Source organism: uncultured Ilumatobacter sp., from assembly GCF_963980585.1.
Classification (GTDB): domain Bacteria; phylum Actinomycetota; class Acidimicrobiia; order Acidimicrobiales; family Ilumatobacteraceae; genus Ilumatobacter_A.
Window position 1 is genome coordinate 38,147 of sequence record NZ_CAXCAM010000024.1, and the last position, 11,664, is coordinate 49,810.

14 protein-coding genes are annotated in these 11,664 nt (G+C 63.1%); 8 read left to right on the forward strand and 6 right to left on the reverse strand.

The window, feature by feature from the left end; translation table 11 throughout:
- Positions 1–39: 39 nt before the first annotated feature.
- Together ACH2DW_RS09345 and ACH2DW_RS09350 are read right to left on the reverse strand one after the other, a co-directional pair.
- Positions 40–630: an FMN-dependent NADH-azoreductase gene (locus ACH2DW_RS09345; protein ID WP_394929471.1), complete on the reverse strand. Its 591-nt coding sequence runs from the start codon at positions 628–630 to the stop codon at positions 40–42.
- Positions 631–714: 84 nt separating this feature from the next.
- Complete coding sequence (locus tag ACH2DW_RS09350) at positions 715–1,329, reverse strand: VOC family protein (RefSeq protein ID WP_394929472.1); 615 nt, start codon at positions 1,327–1,329, stop codon at positions 715–717.
- A 9-nt stretch (positions 1,330–1,338) separates the two neighbouring features.
- Here ACH2DW_RS09350 and ACH2DW_RS09355 point away from each other — a divergent pair, with 9 nt between their 5' ends.
- From ACH2DW_RS09355 to ACH2DW_RS09370, 4 genes are all read left to right on the forward strand, one after another.
- Positions 1,339–1,548, forward strand: a complete 210-nt coding sequence (locus ACH2DW_RS09355; protein WP_394929473.1) for a hypothetical protein — start codon at positions 1,339–1,341, stop codon at positions 1,546–1,548.
- Between the two features lie 104 nt (positions 1,549–1,652).
- Positions 1,653–2,252 carry a ribosome biogenesis GTP-binding protein YihA/YsxC gene (yihA, locus tag ACH2DW_RS09360; protein WP_394929474.1) on the forward strand — a complete coding sequence of 200 codons (600 nt, stop codon included), beginning with the start codon at positions 1,653–1,655 and terminating at the stop codon, positions 2,250–2,252.
- A gap of 61 nt (positions 2,253–2,313) precedes the next feature.
- Positions 2,314–3,465, forward strand: a complete 1,152-nt coding sequence (locus ACH2DW_RS09365) for a beta-ketoacyl-ACP synthase III (RefSeq protein WP_394929475.1) — start codon at positions 2,314–2,316, stop codon at positions 3,463–3,465.
- Positions 3,466–3,636: 171 nt separating this feature from the next.
- A complete protein-coding gene (locus ACH2DW_RS09370) occupies positions 3,637–4,323 on the forward strand; it encodes a DM13 domain-containing protein (protein WP_394929476.1) in 687 nt (228 codons plus the stop codon).
- Here the strand turns inward: ACH2DW_RS09370 and ACH2DW_RS09375 are convergent, their stop codons facing one another.
- Positions 4,324–5,172 carry a phytanoyl-CoA dioxygenase family protein gene (locus tag ACH2DW_RS09375; protein WP_394929477.1) on the reverse strand — a complete coding sequence of 283 codons (849 nt, stop codon included), beginning with the start codon at positions 5,170–5,172 and terminating at the stop codon, positions 4,324–4,326.
- A 102-nt stretch (positions 5,173–5,274) separates the two neighbouring features.
- The gene (locus tag ACH2DW_RS09380) at positions 5,275–6,510 is read right to left on the reverse strand and encodes an NAD(P)/FAD-dependent oxidoreductase (RefSeq protein ID WP_394929478.1); all 1,236 of its coding nucleotides are present in this window, start codon (positions 6,508–6,510) and stop codon (positions 5,275–5,277) included.
- Between the two features lie 281 nt (positions 6,511–6,791).
- On the opposite strand from ACH2DW_RS09380, the gene ACH2DW_RS09385 reads away from it, so the two are divergent.
- The 4 genes from ACH2DW_RS09385 (at position 6,792) to ACH2DW_RS09400 (ending at position 10,903) form a co-directional block, all read left to right on the forward strand.
- On the forward strand, positions 6,792–7,301 hold the full coding sequence (locus ACH2DW_RS09385) for a hypothetical protein (RefSeq protein WP_394929479.1): 510 nt from the start codon (positions 6,792–6,794) through the stop codon (positions 7,299–7,301).
- A 141-nt stretch (positions 7,302–7,442) separates the two neighbouring features.
- Complete coding sequence (locus tag ACH2DW_RS09390; RefSeq protein ID WP_394929480.1) at positions 7,443–8,126, forward strand: response regulator transcription factor; 684 nt, start codon at positions 7,443–7,445, stop codon at positions 8,124–8,126.
- Positions 8,123–9,490, forward strand: coding sequence for an ATP-binding protein (locus tag ACH2DW_RS09395; RefSeq protein WP_394929481.1), 1,368 nt, complete (start codon positions 8,123–8,125; stop codon positions 9,488–9,490). The genes ACH2DW_RS09390 and ACH2DW_RS09395 overlap by 4 nt, the downstream gene beginning before the upstream one ends.
- A 21-nt stretch (positions 9,491–9,511) precedes the next feature.
- A complete protein-coding gene (locus tag ACH2DW_RS09400) occupies positions 9,512–10,903 on the forward strand; it encodes a hypothetical protein (RefSeq protein WP_394929482.1) in 1,392 nt (463 codons plus the stop codon).
- A gap of 29 nt (positions 10,904–10,932) precedes the next feature.
- Here ACH2DW_RS09400 and ACH2DW_RS09405 read toward each other — a convergent pair whose 3' ends face one another.
- Together ACH2DW_RS09405 and ACH2DW_RS09410 are read right to left on the reverse strand one after the other, a co-directional pair.
- The gene (locus tag ACH2DW_RS09405) at positions 10,933–11,337 is read right to left on the reverse strand and encodes an AhpC/TSA family protein (protein ID WP_394929485.1); all 405 of its coding nucleotides are present in this window, start codon (positions 11,335–11,337) and stop codon (positions 10,933–10,935) included.
- Entirely contained in the window at positions 11,338–11,466 is a 129-nt protein-coding gene (locus ACH2DW_RS09410; protein ID WP_394929483.1) for a hypothetical protein, read from the reverse strand.
- Positions 11,467–11,664 lie beyond the last annotated feature (198 nt).

An 11,664-nucleotide genomic window follows, 5' to 3' on the forward strand; every position in this document is an offset into this window, starting at 1 on the left:
TCACGGCGGTCGGCATGGTCTCGGGTGCCAAGCGGATCTTTAGGCGGCAATGAGCACGGCGTGGTCGACGCGTTCGCGGGCGTTCGCGAGGGCGACTTCGGGGTCGACGTTGAGCTGATCGGCCGCGATCACGGTGACATCAGTGAGACCGATGAACCCGAGGAAGGTCGTCAGCCAGGTTGAGGAGAGATCCATGGGGGATCCGATGGGAACGCCGCCCGATGCGACGATCACGTACACCGGCTTGTTTGCGACGAGCCCCTCGGGGCCGGTCTCGGTGTACCGGAAGGTTGTGCCGGCTCGAGCGACGAGGTCGGCCCACGCCTTCATGGCTGCTGGTGGGCCGAAGTTGTAGATCGGGAGGCCAATCACAATGGAGTCGGCATCCATCAGTTCTGCGATGAAGGTATCGGCGACCGACAGTTGTTCCTGTTGGTCGGCCGTGCGGTCGGCTTCAGGGGTCCACATCGCGGTGAGCGTCGACTCGCTGAGCAGAGGAACGCCAGCGGCGAGGTCGCGGACCTTGACGTCGGTGTCAGGTCCGAGACGCTCGATGAGGCGGGTTGCGAGTTCACGGCTCGCCGACCCGTCGTGGCGAGCGGAGGAATCAATACGGAGGATCTTTGTCATGCGATGATAGTAACCGCAATAGTTGTATACACAACTAAATGTATGTCACAGATCACTCGGGAATATCTGTGCCAGTGCGCCGCGTCAGGTGGAGGTGAGTGCTTCGTGCACGATCATCGTGGGATCGGCCTCGAACCCAGGTTGAGGATCGACCAGGAGTTGCGTCGCCGCAGCTCGCTCATCGTCAGTGAAATCGCGTGTGGTCAAGCAAAACTCGACCATGTTCCCCGACGGGTCCTCGAGGTAGATGCTCGTGCAGAATCCATGGTCGACCTCGAGCACGCGATGGCCGTGCTGCTGCCAACGAACGCGATGCCGATCGAGTGCTTCGCGTGTCGGTGCGTCGAAGGCAATGTGGTTGACCCAGCCAGGGAGGCCCGCGGCCTTGTTGATGTTCACTTCATAGTTGTCGCCGATGTCATCGCATTTGATCTCCCAGAATGCAATGAGGTCCTTGGCCGCGCCACGATCGCCCGCAGTGTCGTCGTCAACATCGGTGTTGGTGGCGTAGAAGAAATGCTTGCTGAAGCCGTCGCCCGGGTTGGGCGTCGGCCCGACATGCACCTTGACGAGATCGAAGCCCATCACCTCGGTGTAGAACGCGTGTGTCGCAGCTGCATCGCGAGTGGCCAGAGCAACGTGGTGGAACCCCATCGCAAGAGTCTCGCGCAGTAGCGACGGTGCCTGTGGACCGGGCATGCTGTTCACATGTTCCTCGGCGAAGACCTGCTGCCGTACCTCGTTCTCGCCTTCGGTGGCGCGCTGTGTGTCGGTAACTTCCTCGCCGTGGTCAAGCCGCCCGAGCGGCAGCTCGACGACGACAACCTCCAACGGGCACCGGTGGGCCGAAGCCTGCTCTACGCAGGCATCGGGCTCGTCGCCGCGATCTGGGCCCTGGCGTCCCTGATCAGTGGCTGACGCTCAGCTCGCACCTGCTTGATGTCCGCGTCGGAGAACGTGCAAGAGCGTCGTCGCATCGGCCACCTGCACTTTTCTCAGTGGAAAGCCTGCACACTGGCGGAGTGAGTCAGAACAGCCCGCTGCAGATCTCGTTCGTCGAGTCGGCGTCGCGCACCCACACGCTGCCGGAAGCAACCGTCGAGGTTGCCTTTGTCGGGCGCTCAAATGTGGGCAAATCTTCGTTGATCAACGCCATCGCAAACCAGAAGCAGCTGGCCCGAGTCTCGAACACCCCTGGGCGAACGCAGTTGATCAACCTGTTTTCGCTCGACGAAGGTGATGGCAAGGGAACGCTTGTCGATCTGCCCGGTTACGGCTATGCCAAAGCAGCGAAGTCGGTGCGCAACGACTGGCCCGCGATGATCGAGGGCTACCTGCTCGAACGCGACTACTTGGTCATGGTGTTCATCCTGGTCGACGGTGAGATCGGCCCGACCAAGCTCGATCAGCAGATGCTTGACTGGCTCCGCTACAACGAGGTGCCGCACACCGTGGTCGCGACGAAGCACGACAAGGTGCGATCATCCAAGCGAGCGACCCGTAAGAAGGACCTTGCCGCCGGCTGCCAACTCGACAAGGGCGACATTGTCTGGGTCAGTTCCACGAAGGGCGTTGGCGTCGACGTGTTGCGCAGTCTGGTCCGCTCGCACCTCCTCTCCTGAGGCCCTGACCCATCTGGGACCCGTAACGGTTACCGACCGGTAGGTGCGTAGCTTCAGCGGTATGAGTTTCACGTTTCCATCTGTGTCGATCACCGGCACCGGTCTCTTCACGCCGCCTGAGTCGATTAGCAACTCCGAGTTGTGCGCATCCCTGACGGCATCGGTCGAGAAGTGGAACGCCGAGCACGCTGATGAGATCGCCGCCGGAACCTTGGTGGAGCGGTCGGCGCCTGACGAGGAGTTCATCGTCAAGGCATCGGGCATCGAGTCGCGGTACGTGATGGAGAAGTCCGGCGTGCTCGATCCAGACCGGATGCGGCCTCGGCTCGAAACGCGCTCCGAAGACCAACTCGGTATCCAGGCCGAGATGGCGCTGCCCGCCATCCGCGACGCTTTGGCCCAGGCTGGCCGCGCCGACACCGACGTCGACGCCGTCATCGTCGGTTGTTCCAACCTGCAGCGCGCCTACCCGGCGGTCGCGGTTGAGATTCAGGATGCTCTCGGCGCCGAAGGCTGGGGCTACGACATGAATGTTGCCTGCTCGTCGGCCACGTTTTCGATGCAGGCCGCAGTCGACGCCCTTCGCAACGGCTCGGCGAAGTGTGTTGTCGTGGTCAATCCTGAAATCACGTCCGGGCACAACAACTTCGAACTGCGCGACTTCCACTTCATCTTTGGCGACGCGTGCACCGCGCTCGTGCTCGAACGGACCGACGACGCAGAAGCCGACGGCGTTGGTGATCGGGCACACCGCTGGGAGGTGCTGGGGACGAAGCTCGCCACTCAGTTCTCCAACAACATCCGCAATGACTTCGGCTTCCTCAACTCCTCCGAGGTCGACGACCGCGAGCCGCACGAAGTGATCTTCCGTCAGAACGGTCAGATGGTGTTCCGCGAAGTTTGCCCGCTCGTGGTGGCGCACATCACCGACCATCTGGAATCACTCGAGCTCGACGCAACGGGTGTTCGCCGATTCTGGTTGCACCAGGCGAATCTCAAGATGAACCAGCTCATCGCCAAGGGAGTGCTCGGGCGGGTCCCCGACGAGAACGAGGCACCAGTGATTCTCAATGAATACGCCAACACCAGCTCCGCCGGCTCGGTCATCGCGTTCCACAAGCACCGCGCCGATCTCGACGCGGGTGACCTCGGGGTGATCTGTTCCTTCGGGGCCGGATACTCGGTCGGCAGCGTGATTGTGCGCAAAGCCTGATTGGCGGAGTGCCGATGATGTCGGTTGTTCAGTTCACGCTCAGGTTTGCGAGACCCGACGACCTGGGGCATTCCCACCCAAGTCGAACAGTTTGAGAAACCGTCGCGAAACGGATCGTGATCATCAGCCGAGTTCGATTGGACAATCAGCTGCGGTCACTACGGTGCCGACATGATTCGAAACGCCCTTGATTGGGTTCGCAACAACCTGAAGATTGCACTGCCCGTTGCGGTCGTCCTTGCCGGACTGGTCGCCTTTGTGGCGTTCGGCGTCTTCGGCATCCACACGAAGTTCATCGATGACGAGGTGAGTGAGAGCGGCCCGGTGTTCTCGTCGGGCGCTGCCGCCGAGTTGCCGCCTGAGGTGGTCGACGAAGCCGTCACCGACGAAGCCGCCACTGACGAGGTGATCGACGTCGTGGACGACGAGGACACGCCGGTGAAGGACACGCCGATCGAGGTCGCGGTCGAAGCACCGATGCCGGAGACGGTGGACACGACGCCGGAAGTCGGTGCCGTCGTCACGTTGATCGAGGGGTCATTCGTCGATCGCAGCCACCCCGGGTCAGGTCTGGCCAAGGTGCTCAACGACGGGACCGAACAACGATTCCTGCGCTTCGAGGACTTCGAGACCGACAACGGGCCCGACCTGTTCGTGTACCTGACGCGGGCCGACGCGGGAGCCGATGCTGGTGCCTTTGGTGTCGACGGTGACTTCGTTGACCTGGGTCGCCTCAAGGGCAACGTCGGCGAGCAGAACTACGAGATTCCGATCGACGTGGATCTCAGCGAGTTCGACACCGTGGTGGTGTGGTGCAAGCGGTTCTCCGTGGCGTTCACCGCGGCTGACTTGGCCTGATCAGGTGCTCATGAAGCCCTGGGACGTGGTGACCTTGTCGCCGCGGAGGGCCTGGAGAGGATCGCGGATGTCATCGATGTATCCCAGTGCGTAGGCCCCGATGCGGTAGCCCATCAGCTTGAGGAGATCGTCGTCGAGGGTCTCAGCAATCTCGCGAGGCACCGAGAGGTATTGGTTCTCCTCCTGGCGGAGCCAGCCGACGTTGTACGTGACATTGAGTCCAACCCGCACGTCGTCCGATTGATTGGCGCCACCTCCGTGGTACACCTTTCCCGTGTACAGCAGGCATGACCCCTTTGTCATCTCGGCGGGCACGCTCTCGTCGATCGACCGGCCCAGATCGACCGGGTCGGCCTGACTCCCCGGGATCAATCGCGTTGCACCGTTCTCCTCGGTGAAGTCGGTCATCGCCCAGATCGTGTTGCACTGCACATGGTGATCGCTGGGGAATTCGAAGAAGTCGAACGCCCACTCATCACGGTGGATCGACTGAGCTGGCGAACCCGGGCCGATCGCGATGGTTTGGGTGAGGTGCAGTTGATAACTCTGCGCCTTGTGCAGGAGCTTGCCGGTCACGTCGAGAATTGTGGGGTGCTGCACCAAGGGGCGACTTGCTGGTGAGCGTGCGATCAACGCGCCGGAGCGACGCGTCTGCTTGCCCGTGAATCTGTCACCGCCGACCGGCGTCGCATCGATGTAGGGCTGCATCTCACGCCGGATCATGTCCAACTGCGCGGCGCCATCAGGAAGCGTCGAGGCGAGGTCGTCGATGATCAGCGCGCCATCACTGAGCAACGTCTGGTGCAGAAGCTCGGCGTCGGTGCCGGGTGAAAAGTGGGTGACTCCCATGGACGACATCGTGTCATGCACGTCGTCGTGGCGCAGCCCCGGAGGACGCGCCGGTGGGCGGCGGCCCGACCAGCATGCCCTGCGACGCTGTGTAGACCGTGATCAGGCGGCGGCGCGAGTCTTGCGCAGGATGGGGTCGACGAGGCCGAGGCCCTTGTCGGCCATCCACATCACTTTGCCAGCGACGCCGGGCGTGGTGTTGTCGACGAGGTTGCCCATGACCGCCAGCGTGATCTTGGCGATCGACTCGGTGCTGACCGACATGGCCAGACCGGGCTTAAGAATCCACGGGTGGCCGATGAGGAACGAGAAGCGACGACCGGTACGCAAGAACGCGTCGAACTTCTCGCCGACCATCTCGTCGTAGCGGGCCGGCGCAGTGCCAGGGTTCTCGATGAAGAGGTCAACGGCGAGCATGCCGCTCTCGAGGCCGTAGTCGATGCCTTCGCCGTTCATTGGGTTGACGAGTCCTGCTGCGTCACCGACAGCGACCCAGCCTGCCCCGTGCCGCTTCTGGGTGCTCATTGGAAGCCGCCAGGCCCGAGGCCGTTCCAGGTTGGGGCCGAGTTCCCAGTCGTCCATCACTTGCTTGCGGTAGTTCTCGAGCATGGTGTTGAGGTTCAACTTCTTGAACCCCTTCATCGTCGACAGCGCCCCGCAGCCGATGTTGACCGTGCCATCTCCTGCAGGGAACATCCAGCCGTAACCGGGCACGGCCTTGCCGTCGTCGCCTTTGAGTGACAGCAATGCCTCAAGGTGCTGGCTGTCATGGCGCGGCGTCTCTGCGTAGGTCCGAATCGCCAGCCCGAACGTCTCGTTGGGCACACGATCGGCGCCGAGCATCTTGGCAACCGCGCCTGGCGCGCCGGTCGCGACGATCGTGAGGTCGGCGGCAATCGTCCGGCGGGTGGAACCTTCACCAGCTTCGACACCGGTGACCCGATCGCCATCGAGCACGGGCAGCGCAACGGTCTCGTACACCATCTCGGCGCCTGCGGCCTCGGCAGCATCCATCAATGCGGTGTCGAGGCGACGACGTGGCCACACCGCTCCGTAGTTCGGGAAGCGATCAGTCGTGGGCCAGTCGAGTTCGCGCACACGGTTGCCAGCGATCATGCGCAACCCTTTGATGCGGTGCGCATCGTCGAGCGGTATCTCGAGTTCGTTGAGTGCGCCGATCGCCCGTGGGGTCAGGCCATCGCCGCAGACCTTGTCGCGACCGTGCTTGCCCTTCTCGAAGACGATCACCCGCAAGCCCGCTCGGGCGGCTCGAATGGCCGCAGCAGTCCCTGCCGGACCTCCGCCGATGACGGCAATGTCGTAATGCTCAGCTGCCACGCCTCTACGGTGCCCCGGATTTGACTGAAAAGCACTGTTCAGAGGTGTGATGCTCGCCGCACCTCGTCCCGAAAAATGTGCCGCGAAATCGTCGCTCAGCGACGATGGTCCTACATTTTTCAGGTCTGGGTGTGGGTTGAGGTGGGTGCCGGGGTGGTTGATGTCGCGTCTTTGTCGAATCTTGTGTTTTCGCGCAGTGAGCCTCTGACCTGGGCCCTCTTTCATGGTGCATGTCAACCCGACAACGAATCCCCCAACATCCCCTTGAAAGAGAGCACATCATGAACAAGAGCATTCGCACCGGTCTCATCAGCACCGCACTCGTCGCAGGAAGCCTCATCGGCGCCGGCGTCGTGAGCGCCCAGGTCGATGACACCGTCCCAGTCGATCCGGCAATCGAACAGCCGGCTGACGCACCCGCCGACGGCGAACGCGGCGCTCGAAGTGAGCGCCGGGCCGAGCGGGCCCAGGCAACGGCCGACCTGCTCGGAATCGACGTCGACGAGCTGCGTGCCGCCTTCGAAGACGGCCAAACCCTTGCCCAGATCGCCGAGGCCAATGGTGTCGACGTGCAGACCATCATCGATGCCAAGGTCAGCGCCAAGACCGAGCGCATCAACGCTGCGGTCGAGGAAGGTCGTTTGACCGAGGCCGAAGCCGCCGAGAAGTTGGCCGACGTCGAAGAGCGGGTCACAACCCGAGTCAACGAAGGTCGTCCGGAGCGCGGTGAGCGCGGTGATCGTCCGGCTCGTGGCGAGCGCCCAGCGCCCGCTGCTGAGCAAGGCGCCTGATTCGCTGATCAATCGCATTGGGTGGGTGGCAGACGATCCTCGTCTGTTGCCCACCCGGAGCGATGTTGATCCGTCACCTACGCTGAACCCCTGTTCCGTCGGAATCGACTCCCCGGAACGCTCGAGCACTGAAAGCAGTCCATGTCCACCATCTTGATCGCCGAAGACGACCAGCAGATTCGCGAAGCACTCGATCGCATCCTCCGTTTCGAGGGTTACGAGACCGTGCTGGCCAAAGATGGGGCGGCTGCCCTCGAAGCGTTCGACCAGCATGCGCCGGATGCAGCATTGCTTGACGTGATGATGCCCTTCGTGGACGGGCTGAGCGTCGTGCGCAAGCTGCGCGATCGTGGCAACCGGACCCCGATCCTGATGCTCACCGCTCGTCAGGAGACCCCCGATCGTGTCGCCGGTCTTGACGCCGGCGCGGACGACTATCTGGCAAAGCCGTTCGAACTCGACGAACTACTCGCCCGAGTTCGCGCGCTGTTGCGCCGCACCGATCACAGCGACTCGGTCACGCTGACGTGCGGCGACCTGCTGGTTGACCCCGCCAAGCGACTGGTCACTCGCGACGGCGACACGATCGAGCTCACTCGCACAGAATTCGACATCCTGCACACGCTGATCACCAACGCCGAGATCGTGATGTCGCGCAGCCAGCTCTACGAAACGATCTGGGGCTACGACTTCGAGACGAACTCCAAGTCGCTTGACGTTCACATCGGGTACCTGCGTCGCAAGCTCGAAGCCGGCGACCGCGCGCGACTGGTGCACACGGTGCGCGGCATTGGCTACGTCGTGCGTGCCGGCGATTCCTCGTGACACTGCGCTCGCGTCTCGTTCTCCTCTTCGGTCTGGTTGCCCTCTCGGTCAGCGCAGTGGTCGGTGCATCGTCGTATCGGGCCACCAGCTCCGAGGTCGCCGCCTCGACTGACGAGTTCCTCGAAGAACGCGCCGCCGATGTGGCTGATGGAAATCGCGAGTCGCCCGTTGGCCGCGGCGGACGGCGCGACAACGGTGGTCCGGATTTGCCGTTTGATCCTGATGCAATTGTGCAGACGACCACCCGTCAAGGCGAGGTGAATGGGACGAGTGGCGGTGAGCTGCCGATCACCGACGCCGCGCAGCGCATGATCGACCTCAAGCCGAATGGGAATCGCCGCGCGTCGGGAGTGTTCGAAGACATCACCATCGAAGGTGAGTCGTACCGGATGTACACCCAGGCGCTTCCCGGGGGTGGCGCCATTCAAGTGGCCCGTTCGACGGCGGAGGACGATGATCTGTTGCAGAGCCTGTTGTCGCGTTTCGGCGTGATTGCGCTCGTCGCGACGGCCGCAGCATCACTGATCGGGTGGGGCCTGGCGCGTCGGACGACCAGACCGTTGCGTCGGCTTGCTGACGTGGCCGCGACGGTTGCCGACACCGGCGACTTCTCGGTCGATGTGCCGGTCGAGCGAAGTGACGAGATCGGCACGCTCGCCGCGAGCATGCGCACGATGCTCGAGGCGCTCGAAACAAGCCGTGAGCAACAGCAGCGGCTCGTGCAGGATGCGAGCCATGAGCTCCGGACGCCGCTGACCAGCTTGCGAGTCAACGTCGAGATGCTCGATCGGATCGAGCGATCGACAGCTGAGATTTCCGCCGAGGACCGTGCCGCAGTCCTCGACGCGATCGCGTCCGAGGTCGCCGAACTGGGGTCACTTTTCGATGAGCTGATCGATCTGGCGACCGACAGCGATGATCGCGAGGCCCCGCTCGAACTGGTTCGCCTCGATGAGATCGTCACTCGGGCGGTGGCGCGCTGGGGGCAGCGCACTGACCGACCCATCGCGGTCACGGTCGAAGCGGTCACGGTGAATGGCAACGAAGCAATGCTCGAACGGGCTGTGACGAATCTCATCGGCAACGCCCACAAGTTCAGCCCGCCCGACGAGCCGATCGAGGTCGTGGTCCGCGACGGCTTCGTCGCTGTGCGCGATGGTGGGCCTGGCATCGCCGCAGCCGATCGAGAGCGAGTCTTCGATCGGTTTCATCGCGCTGAGACCACGCGCAGCATGCCGGGATCGGGTCTCGGCTTGGCAATCGTCGCGAAGATCGTTGATCACCATGGTGGTGAGGTGTGGGCTGCAGAATCTGATCGCAGCGGTGCCGACGTCGGCTTCACGCTCCCGGTCGTGTCTGGGTGAAGTCCGTGCGACACTGAGGCAATGGTGACCGCTGCACCGCACGACCCGATCGGTGAGAGCCTGCGCGCGTTCGTTGGTGAGTTGCTCAGCAATTCGGTTGTCGAACTCGTCCACACGCCGGTCGGCGCCGACCCGGCGTTTCGGCTTGACGAGTCGCCTGACACGGTGGTCGCGTCGGCGTCCGCAGAAATTGTTCCCGGTTGGATCACCACGCTGGCGGTGGGCTTCGGCGCCCGGTCGACGTCGGAGGTCGAGTCGGTGCCCGACGCGTTGCTCGCGCTTCCCGGCGCGGCATTGTCTGCTGGGGCCCGATTCGCGTCTGCTGGAGGCGTGCCGCTGAGTCCGGCGTTTGAACGTGCCCTGCGCGACACGGTCATCGTCGAACTCCTCACCCATCACCAGGTTGCAGCCCAGACTTCAACCAACGAAGGACACGACGACAGCGTCAGCAACACGACTGTTCCGTGTGCGAGCCCGACACTGTTGGCTGACACGCTTGAGTACCTCATCGAGTTGAGCGGCACGCGTGTCGAGGCGCACAACCTGACCCACGGTGTCGTGATCACCGACGCGATTGCTCACGAGCCTCGACTGCGCGTGCCGTACCCGTCAGGGCTGCGCGACGCCAAGCGCAGCCCACTGTTGTTCGATGGACAACGTTCCGTGTTGATTGTCGACCGCGCGGGTCGGGCCCGCACGGAATTGCAGGCGCACCGGCTCGACCGGCTGCACCCGAGCAGCGCGCCGCTCCTGCCCGTCGAGCGTGAATTCGTCGACAGTGGCTCGCTCGTTGCGTTGGCCACTCGGCAGTTGGGCGGGATCGGTTTCTTCCTGCGCGAGGACCGCAGCATCTGGACGTTCGTCGACGGTCAACCGCTCGTCATTCGACGCGGCGCACACTGGACGGCCTTCCCCCTCTGGCTCGCTCGGGCGATCGGCACCAAGATCGGTGGAGGCGCGGCGGTCGAGTTGATCGTCGGCGCTGCCATGCTCGTATCGGTCAAGACCGGTGGGGCGATCTTTGCGATCGTCGATGACGCGACTGCCCTTGATGAGGTCGTTGCCGCGAAGGATCGATTCGATCGTCGTAATGATCTTGACGATGACGACGATCTCCGACCCGAGACCAAGTTGCATCACCTCATCGATGCGGGAGACCTCGATACGCAGACGTTGGCGCGGCTTGCCGAGCTTGATGGAGCGACGGTGCTCGATCGAGATGGCCGGCTCTTGACCTACGGGGCAATTATCGCAAGTTCAGACAGCCAGCATGAAGGGGCTCGCACCGCCGCGGCGAAGTCGCTGTCCAATCAGGCGCTGGTGGTGCTCAAGGTGTCCGAGGATGGCGACATCACCGTTTTCAGTGACGGCGCGGTTGTCGCAACATTGTTGCCGTCTGGTCTTGGCCGCTGAACAGCGTCAGTCACGCTGCAGCGAGCTGGCTACGCGTCGCGGAGCGCTGTGAGTAACTCGTCAACGCCCGGACGTGCATCGGGCGTCGCCGGGAGGATGAGCTTGGCAATCGTGCCATCTGGCGCAACGACGACGTCGGCGCCGAGCTGTTGGGTGTCTTCGTGAGTGCGACGAAGCCTTCGCCCCGAGCGCAGCAGTGATCCGTACATTCTGAGTGTGCCGAGCGACCACACCTGACGACGGGTGCCTCGCTCGACGCCGAGCGCCTGATACAGCAGCCGATCAACATCGGACACGACCGGGAACGGCACACCAAGGTGTTCGACGTACGAGGGCAGTCGTGCTGGATCGGTGAAGGTCACGACCGCGATCTCAGCGTCTCCGAATTCATCGAGTCGCTCGCGCACGGCGAGGACGTGTTCCTGACACGGCAGTCAATTCAGGTGACGGTGCAGGATCAGCACGAGGGGAACGCCCCGCACACGATGATCGCTGGTGTTCCAGGATCCCGATGCAGACACGAGGTCGAGACTCGGGAGGAGATCACCTTCGCGCAGGGTCATACGTTGACCGTAGATGTTGGGGAGCGTTGATGCTGGTGGTCAGACTTCGAGCTGACGCGCCAAGGATTCGACTGACTCGATGAACTCTTCGATCATCTCAATGACCACCTGACCGGAGGTCTTCGACTGGTTCATCGTCCCGACGATCTGGCCGACGAAGTAGTTCGCCAGCTTCTCGGCACCCGAGCCCTTGGTGTG

Bases quoted from the DNA above. Each gene is read 5' to 3' on its own strand.
- ACH2DW_RS09355 (WP_394929473.1), top strand. From the start codon at position 1,339: ATGTTCCTCGGCGAAGACCTGCTGCCGTACCTCGTTCTCGCCTTCGGT.
- ACH2DW_RS09390 (WP_394929480.1), top strand. From the start codon at position 7,443: ATGTCCACCATCTTGATCGCCGAAGACGACCAGCAGATTCGCGAAGCA.
- ACH2DW_RS09370 (WP_394929476.1), top strand. From the start codon at position 3,637: ATGATTCGAAACGCCCTTGATTGGGTTCGCAACAACCTGAAGATTGCA.
- ACH2DW_RS09365 (WP_394929475.1), top strand. From the start codon at position 2,314: ATGAGTTTCACGTTTCCATCTGTGTCGATCACCGGCACCGGTCTCTTC.
- ACH2DW_RS09350 (WP_394929472.1), bottom strand. From the start codon at position 1,329: ATGCCCGGTCCACAGGCACCGTCGCTACTGCGCGAGACTCTTGCGATG.
- ACH2DW_RS09345 (WP_394929471.1), bottom strand. From the start codon at position 630: ATGACAAAGATCCTCCGTATTGATTCCTCCGCTCGCCACGACGGGTCG.
- ACH2DW_RS09400 (WP_394929482.1), top strand. From the start codon at position 9,512: ATGGTGACCGCTGCACCGCACGACCCGATCGGTGAGAGCCTGCGCGCG.
- ACH2DW_RS09385 (WP_394929479.1), top strand. From the start codon at position 6,792: ATGAACAAGAGCATTCGCACCGGTCTCATCAGCACCGCACTCGTCGCA.
- ACH2DW_RS09375 (WP_394929477.1), bottom strand. From the start codon at position 5,172: ATGGGAGTCACCCACTTTTCACCCGGCACCGACGCCGAGCTTCTGCAC.
- ACH2DW_RS09410 (WP_394929483.1), bottom strand. From the start codon at position 11,466: ATGACCCTGCGCGAAGGTGATCTCCTCCCGAGTCTCGACCTCGTGTCT.